Annotated in this window: 13 protein-coding genes; 7 read left to right on the top strand and 6 right to left on the bottom strand. The window is 70.8% G+C overall.

Going from position 1 to position 15,526, the window contains the following annotated elements; genetic code table 11:
* Positions 1–121 precede the first annotated feature (121 nt).
* Complete coding sequence (locus tag ACFY0K_RS06530; RefSeq protein WP_390638909.1) at positions 122–1,114, bottom strand: alpha/beta hydrolase family protein; 993 nt, start codon at positions 1,112–1,114, stop codon at positions 122–124.
* Positions 1,115–1,329: 215 nt separating this feature from the next.
* Here ACFY0K_RS06530 and ACFY0K_RS06525 point away from each other — a divergent pair, with 215 nt between their 5' ends.
* The 3 genes from ACFY0K_RS06525 (at position 1,330) to ACFY0K_RS06515 (ending at position 3,306) form a co-directional block, all read left to right on the top strand.
* Complete coding sequence (locus ACFY0K_RS06525; RefSeq protein WP_390638908.1) at positions 1,330–2,067, top strand: phosphotransferase; 738 nt, start codon at positions 1,330–1,332, stop codon at positions 2,065–2,067.
* Positions 2,068–2,441: 374 nt separating this feature from the next.
* Positions 2,442–2,795 carry a hypothetical protein gene (locus ACFY0K_RS06520; RefSeq protein ID WP_390638907.1) on the top strand — a complete coding sequence of 118 codons (354 nt, stop codon included), beginning with the start codon at positions 2,442–2,444 and terminating at the stop codon, positions 2,793–2,795.
* 157 nt (positions 2,796–2,952) lie between these two features.
* Positions 2,953–3,306 (top strand): hypothetical protein, encoded by a 354-nt coding sequence (locus ACFY0K_RS06515; RefSeq protein ID WP_390638906.1) that lies wholly within the window; start codon positions 2,953–2,955, stop codon positions 3,304–3,306.
* 86 nt (positions 3,307–3,392) lie between these two features.
* Here ACFY0K_RS06515 and ACFY0K_RS06510 read toward each other — a convergent pair whose 3' ends face one another.
* Both ACFY0K_RS06510 and ACFY0K_RS06505 read right to left on the bottom strand, forming a co-directional pair.
* Positions 3,393–4,988, bottom strand: coding sequence for a cation acetate symporter (locus ACFY0K_RS06510; protein ID WP_390638905.1), 1,596 nt, complete (start codon positions 4,986–4,988; stop codon positions 3,393–3,395).
* Positions 4,985–5,377, bottom strand: coding sequence for a DUF485 domain-containing protein (locus tag ACFY0K_RS06505; RefSeq protein ID WP_390638904.1), 393 nt, complete (start codon positions 5,375–5,377; stop codon positions 4,985–4,987). The genes ACFY0K_RS06510 and ACFY0K_RS06505 overlap by 4 nt, the downstream gene beginning before the upstream one ends.
* A 485-nt stretch (positions 5,378–5,862) precedes the next feature.
* Between ACFY0K_RS06505 and ACFY0K_RS06500 the strand changes: the two genes are divergently transcribed.
* The 4 genes from ACFY0K_RS06500 (at position 5,863) to ACFY0K_RS06485 (ending at position 11,484) form a co-directional block, all read left to right on the top strand.
* On the top strand, positions 5,863–8,298 hold the full coding sequence (locus ACFY0K_RS06500) for a nitrate- and nitrite sensing domain-containing protein (RefSeq protein WP_390638903.1): 2,436 nt from the start codon (positions 5,863–5,865) through the stop codon (positions 8,296–8,298).
* Positions 8,295–8,729 carry a roadblock/LC7 domain-containing protein gene (locus ACFY0K_RS06495; RefSeq protein ID WP_390638902.1) on the top strand — a complete coding sequence of 145 codons (435 nt, stop codon included), beginning with the start codon at positions 8,295–8,297 and terminating at the stop codon, positions 8,727–8,729. Before ACFY0K_RS06500 ends, ACFY0K_RS06495 begins: the two co-directional genes overlap by 4 nt.
* Positions 8,730–8,745: 16 nt before the next feature.
* Complete coding sequence (locus ACFY0K_RS06490) at positions 8,746–9,384, top strand: DUF742 domain-containing protein (RefSeq protein ID WP_390638901.1); 639 nt, start codon at positions 8,746–8,748, stop codon at positions 9,382–9,384.
* 450 nt (positions 9,385–9,834) lie between these two features.
* Positions 9,835–11,484: an alkaline phosphatase family protein gene (locus tag ACFY0K_RS06485; RefSeq protein WP_390638900.1), complete on the top strand. Its 1,650-nt coding sequence runs from the start codon at positions 9,835–9,837 to the stop codon at positions 11,482–11,484.
* A 249-nt stretch (positions 11,485–11,733) separates the two neighbouring features.
* Here ACFY0K_RS06485 and ACFY0K_RS06480 read toward each other — a convergent pair whose 3' ends face one another.
* From ACFY0K_RS06480 to ACFY0K_RS06470, 3 genes are read right to left on the bottom strand one after another with little or no spacing between them, the layout of a single operon-like run.
* Positions 11,734–12,141: a cobalamin B12-binding domain-containing protein gene (locus ACFY0K_RS06480; RefSeq protein ID WP_390638899.1), complete on the bottom strand. Its 408-nt coding sequence runs from the start codon at positions 12,139–12,141 to the stop codon at positions 11,734–11,736.
* Between the two features lie 11 nt (positions 12,142–12,152).
* Complete coding sequence (locus ACFY0K_RS06475; RefSeq protein ID WP_390638898.1) at positions 12,153–13,736, bottom strand: methylmalonyl-CoA mutase; 1,584 nt, start codon at positions 13,734–13,736, stop codon at positions 12,153–12,155.
* A gap of 16 nt (positions 13,737–13,752) precedes the next feature.
* A complete protein-coding gene (locus tag ACFY0K_RS06470) occupies positions 13,753–15,525 on the bottom strand; it encodes a type I polyketide synthase (RefSeq protein WP_390638897.1) in 1,773 nt (590 codons plus the stop codon).
* Position 15,526 lies beyond the last annotated feature (1 nt).

The following is a 15,526-nucleotide window of genomic DNA, read 5'->3' as shown; positions in this document are numbered from 1 at the left end:
ACACCGCGGAATTGGACCGCGTACGTCGTTCCGTTGCCCTGATGCGATCGACAATGACCTTTTGAATAAAGGTATTTGACAATCCGTCAAACAAATACGCCTTGCCTTCTCCTTTGGCGGCCTACTTGCACTCGACCCGTCCCGCCGGGGCGGTTCCGGTCGTCAGCACCTCGCACGCCTTCTGCCAGGCGTAGGGGTCGGACAGGAGCTGGGTGCGCAGGTAGGCCGCGGCGAGCCGGCCGAGGGCGGCGACGCGCTCGGGGTTCTCGTCGGTGGTTTCGTCGGCGTCGTACCCCGATATGCCGCCGAGCAGGTGCTCCGCGCCGAACAGGGTGAACAGGGTCTTGGGGGCGGGGGCGAGGTGGTAGGGGTCGGCGTGCCAGCCGGGGCCGATGTCGGTGAAGTGCGCGGAGTCGTCCTTGTCGCCGGCGACGACCAGGGTGGGCGCGGTCATCGTGGAGAAGTCGGTGCCGTGGAAGAACGGCACCCTGTCGGCCATCCACCCGTTGAGGACGTCGCCGCCCCTGCCGGGCGCGGCGAGCAGCACGCCCGCCTTGATCCGGCGGTCCCGCAGGTCCACTTCCGCCCCGGTGCCGGGGTCGGTGGTCCGGGCGCCCAGCAGGAGGCTCGCGGTGTGGCCGCCGAGGGAGTGGCCGGCGACCGCTATCCGGTCGTGGTCGAGGCGCCCGGCGAGCTGCGGCACGGTGTGCGCGATCTCGTCGAGCCGGTCGAGGATGCGGCACATGTCCTCGGCGCGCGAGCGCCAGAAGAAGGGGGCGCCGGGGGCGCCGGCGAGCCGCCGGGCCAGGGTCCGCGAGCTGAGGTGGGTGGGCTGGACGACGGCGAAACCGGCGGCCGCCCAGAGGTTGGCGAGGGGCGCGTACCCGTTCAGCGAGGAGAGGTTGTTGGAGCCGCCGTGCCCGTGGGAGAGCAGGACGACGGGCAGGCCGGTCCCGGTCACGGGCACGGAGACACGGACCTGCAGGTCCACGGGGCGTCCGGGCACGGCCAGAGTCACCGGGCTGTACGAGAGGACGGGAGCGGGCGGGCCGGAGACGGCGGTGCCGCGGTCGGTGCCGCGGTCGGTGTCGGCGGTGTCGGCGGATGCACTCATGACGAGCGGTTCCCTTCTGCGTCCGGTCGCAGCCAAGCGAAACGGAACACTGTCCCGATTACTATCCGGAACAACGTCCCGCTTTGTCAAGTCGCGCCGGACGAGCCGCGTGCCGCGGAGCTGTGTCACGGCGCCCGGCCGGACGGTGAAGCAGGGCCAACAGCTCTGCGCGCCACGGGACAGCCGGTGGGACGAAGGCCGTGCACAGTGGTGGCATGCACGAGTCCTCGCTGCCCGGTGGCTTTGTCAATCACGTGGTGCGCGTCGGCGCCACCGTGCGGCGTCCCGCGTCCGCCCGCACGCGGTTCGCCGGCGACCTGCTGAAGTTGCTCGAAGCCGGCGGCTGGTCCGGTGCACCGCGGTACCACGGCATCGACGAGGAGGGCCGCGAGGTCCTCACCTACCTCGACGGGCACGTGGCCTGGAGACCACGGCAGCCGCCTGAGGTGCACTCCGACGGGAGTCTGCTGCGGGTCGCCCAACTCGTGCGCGAGTTCCACGACCTGACGGCCGGCACGGAACTCGCGGGCTCGCACGAGGTCGTCTGCCACAACGACCTCGCGCCGAGGAACACCGTCTACCGGCCCGTCGGCGGCGTCCTGCGCCCGGTGGCCTTCATCGACTGGGATCTGGCGGCGCCGGGTGCGCGCATCCATGACGTCGCCCACGTCTGCTGGCAGTACCTCGGGCTCGGGCCGGGCATTGCCGACCTCTCCGAAGCCGCCCGGCGGTTGCGGTTGATCGCCGACGCGTACGGGCTCGTGGACCGAGGCGATCTCGTCCCTGTGATCCTGTGGTGGCAGGACCGGTGCTGGCGCGGCATCGAGGCTGCCGCCGGCTCCGGAGACCCCGCGATGATCCGTCTCCGCGAGGCCGGCGCGGTGGCGGAGGTGCGGCAGGCGCATCAGTGGCTGTCCGAGCACCGGGCCCACATGGATCGCGCCTTGCGCTGACCGGCCGAGTCTTTCCAGCCGTTCAGGAGCCCTGCGTATCCGGCCGCGGATCTCCTCCGCGGTAGAGCACGCGAACGGCGCGGGCGTCGGCCGGAATTGCGTCGAGATGGCCGGTGAAGCAGCGGCGCCGCTCGGCGTACGGTCCCGGCGGAACGTTGCGCCGCTCTCCGGACAGGGTCTCGGCACCCCGGCCGCGGAGCGGATCGTCCCCGTGCCCCGGGACGTCCGCAGGGAGTCGCCGAGACGGCCGTGATGCTCGTCCGCCGTTTCGCCGACGAAGACACTCCACGCGAAGTTCCGCTCTCTTCGACGCCTCCGCCTTTACACTTTCGCCGTCACACAGCGTGAGGAATGAAGTGAGAAGCGTAAACGAAATGCTGCGCTCGCAGCGCCCCTTTGTTCTCCGCGCGGCGCTGATCACCGCGCTCGTCGTACAGTCGGCCGCACTCATCGTCCAGGACTCGGAGATCGACTCTCTTCGGGCACAGCACATGGATCTGCAGGGACACCAGGTCGAGGTCGGTCCGTCCGGTCCGCCCGGCCCCGAAGGCCCGTCCGGCCCCGCCGGCCCGCCCGGCAAGGACGGCAAGGACGGGCAGGACGGCAAGGACGGGCAGAACGGCACGAACGGACTTGACGGGAGGCAGGGCAAGGACGGCAAGGACGGCAAGGACGGCAAGGACGGGCAGAACGCCGTAGCCACTCCACGGCCGACCGAAACCCGTTGAACCCGAGTTGAACCTCCGAGGACGGGGCCCCGGGCCCCGTCCTCCACACTGCCCCGGCGCACGGCCGGACGCCGTCCCCGATGTCCCACGAGAAGGACCGCCTTCTCCGGCGCCTCGCCATCCGTACTTTTCGTCGTCACACAGCGTGAGAGACATTGTGAGAAACGTAAAGCAACTCCTGCGCAGACCGTGGCGCCCCCTGTTGGTGGGCGCCGCGCTGGGCACCGCGCTCGTCGCGCAGTCGGCCGCACTCGTCGTCCATCAGATGCAGATCGACGACATGTGGACGCAGAACACCGACCTCCAGAGCTACTACGCCGACCCCGGCCCCTCGGGCCCGCCGGGCCCCTCCGGTCCCCCCGGCCCGCGCGGCCCCTCCGGACCGCCGGGCAACAACGGCAGGCCAGGCCGCCCCGGGAGAGAAGGAATCGACGGGAGGGACGGCCACGACGGCCGCAACGGACACAGAGGGCACAGGGGAAGGACCGGGGAACCCGGCAAGGTCGTGTGACCTCGCCGCCTGCCCACGGACGGGCAGCCCGAGGACAGCGCGGCGGACCTGCGGAAGCACAGCGTCGCCGGTCCTGCCGCGGTCGGCTACCGCCGGGCGCCGATTCCGGTCAGCGCCCGGACTTCCATCTCCGCCTGCTTGTCCGGATCCGCGGGGCGCCTGCTGAACACGGTGCCGAGGTATCCGCACACGAACGAGAGCGGAATCGACACGACGCCGGGATTCATGAGCGGGAAGCAGTGGAAGTCGACGCTCTTGACGATCGACGTGGAGGTACCGGAGACCGCCGGCGAGAGGACGATGAGCACGAGGCAGGACACCAGTCCGCCGTAGATGCTCCACAGCGTCCCCGAGGTGTTGAAGCGTTTCCAGTACAGCGTGTAGAGCATCGTCGGCAGATTGGCGGACGCGGCGAGCGCCAGGGCCAGCGACACGAGGAAGGCGACGTTCTGGCCGTCGGCCACGATGCCGCCGACGATGGCCAGCAGACCGACCACGACCGCCGTCAGGCGGGCGACCCGGATCTCGGACCGGGGATCGGCCTTGCCGCGCCGTATCACGTTGGCGTAGACGTCGTGGGCGAACGAGGCCGAGGCGGCCAGGGTCAGACCGGCCACCACCGCCAGGATCGTCGCGAAGGCCACCGCCGAGACGACGCCCAGGAGCACGACCCCGCCGACACGGAAGGCGAGCAGGGGCGCCGCGGAGTTCTCCCCGCCCGGAGCGTGCACGATCGCGTCGGAGCCGACCAGGGCGGTGGCGCCGTAACCGACCACCAGGATGCCCAGGTAGAACGTGAACATCGACCAGGAGCACCACACCACCGACCTGCGCGCCTCCTTGGCGTCGGGCACGGTGTAGAAGCGCATCAGCACGTGCGGCAGGCTGGAGATGCCCAGGACCAGCGACAGAGCCAGCGAGACGAAGTCGAGCCGGCTCGTCGCGTTGTGGCCGTACAGGCTGCCCGGCTCCAGCAGCCGTTCGCCCAGCGGGCTGTTGTGGGTCGCCTGTTCGAGGAGCGCCGAGAAGCTGAATCCGAACTTGCCGATGATGAACACGCTGATGAAGGTCACACAGACCAGGAGCAGGCCGGCCTTGATGATCTGCACCCAGGTCGTGCCCTTCATCCCGCCCACCAGCACGTAGAGGAGCATGACGACGCCCACGCCGCTGATCAGCAGTGCCTGTCCGCCCCTGGTGTGCACATCCAGCAGCAGGGCGACCAGGCCGCCGGCACCGGCCATCTGGGCAAGCATGTAGAAGAACGTGATCACCAGGGTCGCGTTGGCCGCCGCGGCCCGCACCGGGCGCTGCCTCATGCGGAAGGCCATCACGTCGCCCATGGTGAACCGGCCGGTGTTGCGCAGTCGCTCCCCGATGAGCAGCAGGGCGACCAGCCAGGCGACGAGCCATCCGACGGAGTAGAGGAACCCGTCGTAACCGTGGACGGCGATCGCCCCGGAGATTCCCAGGAAGGAGGCCGCGGAGAGGAAGTCCCCGGACATCGCGATGCCGTTCTGCGCACCGGTGAAGGCGCTGCCCGCCGCGTAGTAGTCGGATGCCGTCTGGTTTCTGTTGGTGACCCTGTAGACGATGAACAGAGTGATGGCGACGAATACCAGGAAGACGCTCAGATTGAGCGCGGGGCTGCCGGTCGGGCCGGCGGCGATCTGCTGTGTCATTCCCTGTCGCCTCCTGCCAGCTCCTGGATCCTGTCCACTTCCGGATCGAGCTTCTTCCCGGCGAAACGCCGGTACGCCAGGACGATCGCGACCGTGGACGCGAACTGCATCAGCCCGAGGACGGTGCCCATGTTGATTTCGCCCGTCACCTTGTGACTCATGAACCCGTGGGCATATGCCGACAACAGAGCGAACGTCATGTACCAGCAGAAGAAGAGCGCACTCATCGGGAAGACGAACAACCGAATCCGTCTGCGCAGCCGCTGGAACTCCGCGCTCTGCTGAATCGCGGAGTAGTCGGGCCCGCCCTCGTGACGGAGCCCGGTGAACTCCCGCCCGGCAGGCCGCTCGGACGCTTCGGAGGCGGGCGCCCCTGCCGGTCTGGTCACGTTCCTCGTTCCTGGGATGCGGGCAGGAGGGCACACGGACGCTCTCCTGCGACGAGCGAGGGAAGCAGCAAACCGTGGCCCCCGGGCGGTGGAGAGTGTAGTGAGATACCGCGTACCGTCAACCAACACCCAACGGCTCGGGCGTTGAGCAGCGAAACCCACATGGGTGTCCCGAACGCACCCCGGAGAAGTCGCGAACCGAAAGCCGTTTGATCTTCTTTTTGCCCAGGAGTCACCGAACCGACCCACAGGCGCACGGCATCTCCAGCCGGCCCACGAAATCTGGAGAACATGTGAGTAACGGTTTGATTCGTCGGCAGCGCGGCCGGGGAACGGCATTGTTGCCGTTTGCTCCGCTGCCCTAAGCTCGCCTCGGTTCCACCGCGTCCCTGCAAGCAAGCTGTTCCGAGCACGGAGTTCATATCGTGACCGCGGCCGGGCATACGACCACGCCTCCAGTACGACCATCGCTGTGGGCTTCGCTCGTGCAGTGGCGGAACTGGCGGCTTCTCGTGAAACTGACGGCGGTGCTGCTCGTACCCGCCCTGCTCGCCGTCGGCCTGGGCGTCGTGCAGATCCATGACGACGTCACCCGCGCCAACTCCTACGCGGGCCTGCAACGCCTGGTCAAGATGCGCGGTCAGCTGCGGACGCTGCTGCAGGCCCTGCAGATGGAACGCACGATGTCCGTCGAACTGCTGAGCGCCGACACCGCCGACACGGTCGACGATCCCGCCGGCCTGCGGCAGCAGACGCGGAGTGTCGACAGCGCCCGGACCGCCGTCGCCCGCACGGAGAAGCAGAGCGTCTCCCTCACGGGCGTCGCGGCGAACCGTTACCGGGACGCCGTCGGTCTGCTGGCCCGCCTGCCCGCCCTGCGTACGCAGGTGGCGTCGGGCGGCATCGGTTCCTGGAGGGCGCTCGACGGCTACGGCACGATCATCACGGGGCTGCTCGATCTGGACCAGGCACTCGGCAGCGGGTTCATCAGCCCTGAACTCACCAGATCGGCAACCGCGTTGTACGGCCTGGAGCGGGCCGAGGAGCAGATCCACCTCGAACACGCCATCCTGCTGCTGGCCGCAGGCCGGGGCCGTCCGGCGGCCCCGGCACTCCTCAGGGCGTTGCAGGAGGCCGACCTGCGCCTGCGGGACAGCCTCGCCGCCTTCCGGGCCGTGGCCACCCCCGCGGAGCTCAGCGGCTACCGGCGGACGGTCACCGGACCGGCCGTCAGCCGGCGCGCGCACGTGGTGAGCGAGGCACTGGCCGCGCAGAAGGCCACCCCGTCGCTGCGTGTCCCGGTCGACAGCTGGAACCGCGACTCGGAGACCACCGGTGCTCTCGTCGACAAGGCGGCGGACGGCTTCCTGCGCACCATGCGGACCACGTCGGCCGGGATGCAGGACCGGACGAGCGACCAGGCGGGTCTGGCGTCCGTCATCCTCTTCGCGGTGCTGCTGCTCGCCCTTGCCATCGGTCTCGGGATCGGCCGGCACCTGCTGCGGTCGCTGACCGTCCTGCGCTCGACCGCACTCGACGTGGCGGAGCACCGGCTGCCCGCCGCGGTCGAGGACATGCGCGAGGGGCGGAAGGCGAACACCGTCGTCGACGCCGTGCCGGTGCACACGACGGAGGAGTTCGGCCAGCTCGCCAGAGCCTTCGACACGGTGCACGCCCAGGCGGTGCGGCTGGCGGCGGAGCAGGCCGAGCTGCGCGGTGACCTCAGGGACACCCTCGTCAACCTCTCCCGGCGCAGCCAGAGCCTGGTGGACCGGCTGCTGCGGCTGATGGAACAGCTCGAACGGCACGAGGAGGACCCGGAGCAGCTGGCCAGCCTCTTCACGCTCGATCACCTGGCGACGCGGATGCGGCGCAACAACGAGAACATGATGGTCCTGTGCGGCAGCACGCTGGTGCGCTCGGCCCAGAGTGCGGCGGTGGACACCGTGCTGAGGGGTGCGGTCTCCGAGATCGAGCACTACCGGCGCGTGCTCGTCCGGCCCGGCCCTCCCGTCGACGTCATCGGGTACGCGGCCGGTGACCTGGGGCGGCTGGTCGCCGAACTGCTCGACAACGCCACCACGTTCTCCCCGCCGCACACCCAGGTGGTCGTCGGCGGCGCCCGGGAGGACGACGGCTCGCTGCTGATCGAGATCCAGGACGAGGGAATCGGGATGAGCGCCGACGACCTCGCCAGGTCCAACCGGCGCGTGGCGACGGGCACCGCCGCGGACACGCGCGCGTCCCGGCAGCTGGGGCTGCTCGTGGTCGGCCGCCTGGCCTCCAGGCACGGCATCGCCGTCAGCCTGAGCGCGCAGCCGGGCGTCAAGGGACTGCGGGCACGGGTACGGGTACCGGCGAAGCTGGTCACGGCGCAGGCGCCTGCGGCCCGCACGGACCGGCCGGACACCGCGTCCGAGCGCCCCGCCGGCGCGCTTCCGGTACGGACGCGCGGCGGCCGCAAGGACCCCGGTGACACGGCGTCACACCCGCCGCAGCGGCCGTTCGCCACCGCCACGACGACGACAGGGGCCGCCCCGGGCACGACAGGGCCCGCCCCGGCGGACGACGACGGCGCGCCCCGGAAACCCGCGACCCCGTCGTGGTTCACCGTTCCCACGCCGACGGGGCCCGCACCCGTGCCACCGGCGGCCGGGCGCGACACGCAGGAGCCCGAGCGGCCGGCGTCCGGCGTCACGCAGGCCGGGTTGCCCAGAAGGGTTCCGCGCACCCGGTCCGCTCCGGCCGGGCCCGACCGGTCCGCCGCCGGGGACGCCGCCGGGGACGGGACAGCCGCGGGCACCGCGGGCACGAAGGCCGGCCGCGCCCAGAGCTTCCTCAGCAGCTACCAGTCGGGCATCCGTCGGACGCAGCCCGATCAGACGCACAACTCATCGGAAACGGGCAGGAAGAAGCCATGACCTCACCCCAGTCCCCGGAGGTGAGCCAGTTCGGATGGCTGGTCACCAACTTCACGCAACGCGTCCCCCATGTGGCGCACGCCGTGGTGATCTCGGCCGACGGACTGCTGCTCACCGCGTCGGACCAGCTGCCGGGCGACCGCGCCGAGCAGCTCTCCACCGTCGCGGCGGGTGCCGTCAGCCTCATCCAGGGTGCAGCCGACTGCCTGGACACGGGGAAGGCGCTGCGTACCGTGGTCCAGATGGAGCACGGCAACATGCTGATGATGTCGATCCGGGACGGGTCGTGCCTGGTCGCCCTGGCCGCTCCGGACTGCGAGATCGGCCAGATCGCCTACGAGATGACCGTGCTCGTCGACCAGGTCGGCGAGCTGCTGACCCCGGAACTGCGCACCGAGTTGCAGCAGTTGCAGCAGGCCTCGGCCCGCTAGCCCGGACGAGGAGACCATGAGCACCGGTGAAGGACCGCCCGGCCCTCGAAGAGACCAGGACGCGCAGGACGAGCAGACCTTCGCCGACGTGCTCAACGCGTTCAGTTTCGGCACGGGACGACGCCGGCGGAAGACCTCCGGCACCGGTGACACGCCGCAGCAGGCGACGGCGCGGGACGACGGCGAGGCCACCCCGCCGCCTGCCGCCGAGCCGGAGGGACCGGACGAGCCGGACGAGCCGGATGAGCCGAACGCACGGACGGACCACCGGCAGGCCACGGAGGACCCGGAGGTCCCGGAGAGCGCGGAGCCGGGAACGGCAGCGGCCTTCGTCCGCGCCTACGTGTGGACGGGCGGCCGGACCAGCTCCCACCACCACTTCGAGGTCGAGACCCTGGTCACCGCCGCCGGCCCGGAGGGCGTCCGGGGCGCTGCCGCGCAGTGGGACCGCACGGTGCTCGACCTGTGCCGGGAACCGCGGTCGGTGGCCGAGGTGGCGTCTCTCGTGGCGGTGCCGCTGGGAGTGGCCAAGGTCCTCCTCGGCGACCTGGCGGACCGCGGGATGATCACCGTCCACGAGACGGCCACCGACGCCGGCGACGTCCCGACCCAGGCACTGATGGAGAGGGTGCTGGCCGGACTGCGGCGGCTGTGACGACCGGCGCACCCGCTCACGAGTCACCGCTCGCCGCTCGCCGGCCACCGGTCACCGGCCACCGGCCACCGGCCACCGGTCAGGCCCCGGAAGCACAGAACGCGCCACCCGGCCCCCCTCCGAAACGCGCAGCGTCATGTGATGAGCCCTCAGCCTGGTCGCGCGCTGTTGCTGCAGCGCGCGACACGGAGCGGCACGAACGTCGACCGCACACAGCCGAGCGGCACCGCGCCCCGGACCTCCACACCCAGCCCGCGACCTGTCGGCTCCGGTCATCCGGCTCGCCCGAGGTCGGGGACGCCCTCCCTCTTGGGGAAAACCAGACCTGCTTGGTGAAGCCCCGACCGCCCATTCCGAGGTTGTTCACAGACGCGCCGGTTCCGGTACACGGGGCGCGACTCTGATGAGCCCGGCACTCGCAGCACGCCCCGAACACCCGGGAGGTACCAGATGTCCAGACGTCACGTCAGATCCGCAGCCATCCTCGCCGCCACCGGAGTCCTGGCCGGAGTGACCGCCGCCCAGCCCTCCGCGTTCGCCGCCCCGCACCACCGGGCCGCCGCCAGGCATGTCCTGCTGATCTCCGTCGACGGGCTGCACCAGTCGGACCTGGCCTGGTACGTCGCCAGACACCCGGAGTCCGCGCTGGCCCGGCTGGTCGGCGGCGGCGTGGAGTACACCCACGCCAGGACCACCACGCCGTCCGACTCCTTCCCCGGCATGGTCGCCCAGGCGACCGGCGGCAGCCCCGGCACCACGGGCGTCTACTACGACGACACCTACAACGCCGCGCTCCTCCCGGCCGGAACCACCAGCTGCAAGGGCGTCAAGCCCGGGGTCGAGGTGGACCTCACCGAGGACCTGGACAAGAACCAGGCCTCCATCGACGCCGGTCAGGGCCTCGCGGGCCTGCCGGACAGCATCCTGTCGATGACCGGCCACCCGGAGACCCTGATCGACGCGTCGAAGCTGCCGGTCGACCCGAAAACCTGCAAGCCGGTCTACCCGCACTCGTACCTCAAGGTGAACACGGTCTTCGAGGTGGCCCGCCAGGCAGGTCTGCGCACCGCCTGGTCGGACAAGCACGCCGCCTACGAGATCCTCAACGGCCCCTCGGGCACCGGCGTCCAGGACCTGTTCACCCCGGAGATCAACAGCGACGCCCTCGGCTACGCCACCGGCGACGACTGGACCAAGGACAACAAGGCCACCGAACAGTACGACGGCTACAAGGTGCGGGCCGTCCTCAACGAGATCGACGGCTACGACCACAGCCGCTCCCACAAGGTCGGCACCCCGGCGGTCTTCGGCCTCAACTTCCAGTCCGTCTCCACCGCGCAGAAGCTGCCCGCCTCGGACGGTCTCACCGGCGGCTACACCGCCAAGAACGTCCCGGGCCCGCTGCTGGTGAAGAACCTTGACTTCGTCAACACCGAGATCGGCGCCCTGACCGCCGAGATCCGCAAGCGGCACCTGTCCGGCAGCACCACCGTCATCCTCTCCGCCAAGCACGGCCAGTCGCCCACCGACCCGGCCGCGCTCACCCGCGTCGACGACGGCCCGCTGCTGGACGGCCTCAACGCCGCCTGGAAGAAGCTGCACCCCGGCGCCGCCGACCTGGTGACGCACGCGGTGGACGACGACGCCATGCTGCTGTGGCTCTCCGACCGCTCCGCGGCCGCCACCGCCTTCGCCAAGCAGTACCTGCTCGCGCAGAACGGCACCGGCACCGACATCAACGCCGCGCCCAAGGCCTACACCCGCAGCGGGCTCAGCAAGGTCTACGCAGGCCGGGCCGCGGCCGACTACTTCCACGTCAAGGCCGGCGACGCCCGGGTCCCCGACCTCTTCGGTGTCGCGCAGTACGGCGTCGTCTACACCGGCGGCACCAAGAAGATCGCCGAGCACGGCGGCGGCCACTCCGACGACCTCGACGTCCCCCTCGTCGTGTCCGGCGCCTCCGTCCCGGACGGCGTGCGCGACTCGGCGGACGTGCAGACCAAACAGATCGCGCCGACGATCCTGAGCCTCCTCGGTCTCGACCCCCGCTCCCTCAAGGCCGTGCGCGAGGAGCACACCGCCGTACTGCCGGTCCGCTGACCCCTTCGGTGCGTCCCGGCCGCGCACGGCGGGGCGCACGGCCTCGGTCCCACCGTCCGGCCGGGCCGTCACAGCCGACGCCCCCGGTGCGCTGCGCCCGGCGCCGGGGGCTCGGGGGCAGGTCCCGACCTCCCGCCACCGACCGGGCGTTCCCGACCGGCCACGAGCTCGCCCAGTGCCGGTCAGTCGGGCCTGGGCGGCCGGCGGCGCCCTGCACGGGGCCGCCGGGCACGCCCTGACCGGACGAAATCACATGACGTCCGGGGGGCGGACGGCGCTCTTCACCCATTGGACGATGTCGCCGGTCGGCGTGCCCGGGCTGAAGAGCGCGGCCACCCCCATGGCCCGGAGCGCCGAGGCGTCGGCCTCGGGGATGATGCCGCCGCCGAAGACGGTGATGTCCTGCGCACCCGCCTCCTTCAGCAACGCGACGACCTCGGCGAACAGCGTCATGTGGGCCCCGGAGAGCACCGACAGCCCGATCCCGTCGGCGTCCTCCTGAAGTGCCGTGTCGACGATTCGGCGCGGGGCCTGGTGGAGTCCGGTGTAGATGACCTCGACGCCTGCGTCGCGCAGGGCACGGGCGATCACCTTGGCCCCGCGGTCATGGCCGTCGAGGCCGGGCTTGGCGATCACCACGCGGATAGGCGTGGGCATGGGCGTCTCCTTCACAGCTCGTGGGGCACATAGGTGCCCCAGATCTCGCGCAGCGCGCTGCACACCTCGCCCACCGTGGCTCCGGCAGCCAGGGCGTCCTTCATGGGATAGAGGACGTTCTCGTCCCCCGCCGCCGCCTTCCGCAGCAGGACGAGGTGCGCGTCCACCCGGTGCTGGTTCCTCCAGGCGCGCAACTTGCTGATCCGTTCGGCCTGTTGGACCTCGATCGCAGGGTCGACCCGCAACGGCTCATACGGCTCCTCCGCGTCCAGCCGGAAACGGTTGACGCCCACCACGACCCGCTCACCGGAGTCGGTCTCCTGCGCGATCCGGTACGCGTTGCGCTCGATCTCCCCCTTCTGGAAGCCGCGCTCGATGCCGGCCACGGCACCCCCCAGTTCCTCCACCTTCGCCAGCAGCTCCCCCGCCGCCGCCTCGACTTCGTCCGTCATCTTCTCGACTACGTACGCGCCCGCGAAGGGGTCCACGGTCGCGGTCACGTCCGTCTCGTAGGCCAGCACCTGCTGGGTGCGCAGTGCCAGTCGCGCCGACTTGTCGGTCGGGAGCGCGATCGCCTCGTCGAAGGAGTTGGTGTGCAGCGACTGCGTGCCGCCGAGCACCGCGGCCAGGCCCTGGACGGCGACCCGGACCAGGTTCACCTCCGGCTGCTGCGCCGTCAGCTGCACCCCGGCCGTCTGCGTGTGGAACCGCAGCATCGACGACTTCGGATTCCTCGCGCCGAACTCCTCCCGCATCACCCGCGCCCAGATCCTGCGCGCCGCACGGAACTTGGCCACCTCCTCCAGGATCGTCGTACGCGCCACGAAGAAGAACGACAACCGGGGCGCGAAGTCGTCCACATCCATCCCGGCGGCCACCGCCGTCCGCACGTACTCAATCCCGTCCGCCAGTGTGAAGGCGATCTCCTGCGCGGGCGACGCACCCGCCTCCGCCATGTGGTAGCCGGAGATCGAGATTGTGTTCCACTTCGGGATCTCGGCCCGGCAGTACTTGAAGGTGTCCGCGATCAACCGCAGCGAGGGCTTCGGCGGGAAGATGTACGTACCCCGCGCGATGTACTCCTTCAGCACATCGTTCTGGATCGTGCCCGTCAGCCGGTCGGCGGCCACCCCCTGCTCCTCCGCCACCAACTGGTAGAGCAACAGCAGCACCGAGGCGGGCGCGTTGATCGTCATCGAGGTCGAGACCTGGTCGAGCGGGATCCCGCCGAACAGCACCCGCATGTCGTCGACCGAGTCGATCGCCACGCCCACCTTGCCGACCTCGCCGTGCGCGATCGGCGCGTCGGAGTCGTGGCCCATCTGGGTGGGCAGGTCGAACGCGACCGACAGGCCCGTCGTGCCGTTCGCGATCAGCTGCTTGTAACGGGCGTTGGACTCCGTCGCCGTACCGAAACCGGCGTACTGACGCATGGTCCAGGGCCGCCCGGTGTACATCGACGGATAGACACCGCGTGTGAACGGATACGCGCCCGGCTCGCCGAGCTTCTCCTGCGGTGTCCAGCCCGCCAGGGACTCGGGACCGTAGACGGGTTCGATGGGCAGTCCGGACTCCGACGTCCGTCGTGCGGCCATGGGATTCCCTCCCTGCTCAATGGCGGACGCTGCTGGCGTCTGCCGTGGGCGGGTCGACGGCGTAGTGGTGGCGCTGCCAGGGGTAGGCGGGCAAGGCCGTCACCCGGCGCGGAAGCCTGCGGTAGGGGCTTGGGACACCGTCGTCGGTGACCTCGGTGCTCGCAGGGGCGTCGGCTCCGTCGGCGAGCGCCCGTAGTGCGGTGAGCGCGGTCGCCCGGTCGGAGGCGGCGATCCGGGACCGGTGCGGGTGGCGGGCGCGGCCTTCCGTGGCCGTGTAGGCGAAGGCCGGGTACCCGGCGTCCCCGGTGGCATCGAGGTGGGTGTGGTAGCGGTGGGCCAACTCGCGCAGGGCCTGGGGGGTCTTCGCGGACAGTTCGAACCCGTCGACGGGGACGTCCTGTTGAGCTCCCCGGGGATCGGGGGCGCGCAGGATCACCTGTGCGTTGGTGCCGCTGAGGCCGAAGGAGTTGACGGCGGCGTGGCGGCCGTTCGACCCTGCCTCCCAGGGCTCCGGCGCCGTGGGCATGGTGATCCCGGTGCCGGAGAGGTCGATACGGGGGTTGAGGGTGCGGTAGTGGACCAGGGGCGGCACGATGCGGTGTTGCAGGCTGAGGATCGCCTTGACCAGGCCCGCGATACCGGCCGCGGCCTCCAGGTGGCCGAGGTTCGCCTTGGCCGAGCCGATCCACAGCTTCGACCCGGCGGCCGGCCGGCCCAGTACCTCGGTGATGGCCTCCATCTCGATCGGGTCGCCGAGGGCGGTGCCGGTGCCGTGGGTCTCCACCAGGCCGATGTCGGCCGCCTCGAGCCCGGCGTCGTCGAGGGCCGCCCGGATCAGTTCGGCCTGGGCGAGGACGTTGGGTGCGCTGATGCTGGTGGAGCGGCCGTCGTGGTTGACGACGGATCCCTCGATCACGGCATGGATGCGGTCGCCATCCCGGACGGCGTCGTCCAGCCGCTTCAGGACGACGATCCCGCACCCTTCCGAGCGGGTGAAGCCGTTCGCGCGGGCGTCGAAGGGTTTGCACAGGCCGTCAGGGGCGAGCAGACCGGACTGGGACATCAGCCGTGTCATGTGGGGGGCGACGATGAGGTTCACCCCGCCCGCGAGGGCCACCTCGCACTCGCCCCTGGCCAGCGCCTGGCGGGCCAGGTGCACGGTGACCAGGGAGGACGAGCACGCGGTGTCCACGGACATGGCGGGTCCGCGCAGACCGAGGGTGTAGGAGACCCGGCCGGCCGCGAAGCAGGGCATGTTGCCGAGGATCCAGCCGAACTCGGGGTCGTCGTCGCGCCAGTGCTCGTAGTCGTGGTTGGTCAGGCCCGTGTACAGGCCGACCTTGGCCGTGGAGAGGCGGTCCGGGGGCAGGGCTGCGTCCTCCAGTGCTTCCCACGCCACTTCGAGCAGCAGCCGGTGCTGGGGGTCGAGGCTGCGGGCCTCGTGGCCGCGGATGCCGAAGAATTCGGCGTCGAAGCCGAAGACGTCGTCGAGGAAGCCGCCGCGGTGCGGCAGGTCGGCCCACTGGGCCGCGAAGGGCTTCTTGCGTTCGTCGGACAGCGGGCGCACCAGGTCCCGGCCCTCGCGCAACGCCTCCCAGTATTCGTCGAGTCCGGTGATGCCGCCCGGCAGGCGCAGTCCGATGCCGACGACGGCGACCGGGCCGTCGCCACGCCGTTCCGCGAGCTCCGCCTTGAGGCGCTTGATCGTCTCCATCGCCCGGGTCAGGGGGGTGGTCCCCCGAGCCGGGGCGGGGCCCTGGGTGGGCGCCCCGTCAGACGTGTCCTGCATG

Source organism: Streptomyces sp. NPDC001507, assembly GCF_042894765.1.
In the GTDB taxonomy this organism is placed as follows: domain Bacteria; phylum Actinomycetota; class Actinomycetes; order Streptomycetales; family Streptomycetaceae; genus Streptomyces.
Note: the sequence above shows the minus strand (reverse complement) of the source record. Positions and strands in the feature narration are given on the sequence as shown.

Coding starts and splice junctions, on each gene's coding strand:
- ACFY0K_RS06480 (WP_390638899.1), bottom strand. CDS start 12,141: ATGCCCACGCCTATCCGCGTGGTGATCGCCAAGCCCGGCCTCGACGGC.
- ACFY0K_RS06510 (WP_390638905.1), bottom strand. CDS start 4,988: ATGACACAGCAGATCGCCGCCGGCCCGACCGGCAGCCCCGCGCTCAAT.
- ACFY0K_RS06495 (WP_390638902.1), top strand. CDS start 8,295: ATGACCTCACCCCAGTCCCCGGAGGTGAGCCAGTTCGGATGGCTGGTC.
- ACFY0K_RS06475 (WP_390638898.1), bottom strand. CDS start 13,736: ATGGCCGCACGACGGACGTCGGAGTCCGGACTGCCCATCGAACCCGTC.
- ACFY0K_RS06490 (WP_390638901.1), top strand. CDS start 8,746: ATGAGCACCGGTGAAGGACCGCCCGGCCCTCGAAGAGACCAGGACGCG.
- ACFY0K_RS06525 (WP_390638908.1), top strand. CDS start 1,330: ATGCACGAGTCCTCGCTGCCCGGTGGCTTTGTCAATCACGTGGTGCGC.
- ACFY0K_RS06520 (WP_390638907.1), top strand. CDS start 2,442: ATGCTGCGCTCGCAGCGCCCCTTTGTTCTCCGCGCGGCGCTGATCACC.
- ACFY0K_RS06485 (WP_390638900.1), top strand. CDS start 9,835: ATGTCCAGACGTCACGTCAGATCCGCAGCCATCCTCGCCGCCACCGGA.
- ACFY0K_RS06470 (WP_390638897.1), bottom strand. CDS start 15,525: ATGCAGGACACGTCTGACGGGGCGCCCACCCAGGGCCCCGCCCCGGCT.
- ACFY0K_RS06530 (WP_390638909.1), bottom strand. CDS start 1,114: ATGAGTGCATCCGCCGACACCGCCGACACCGACCGCGGCACCGACCGC.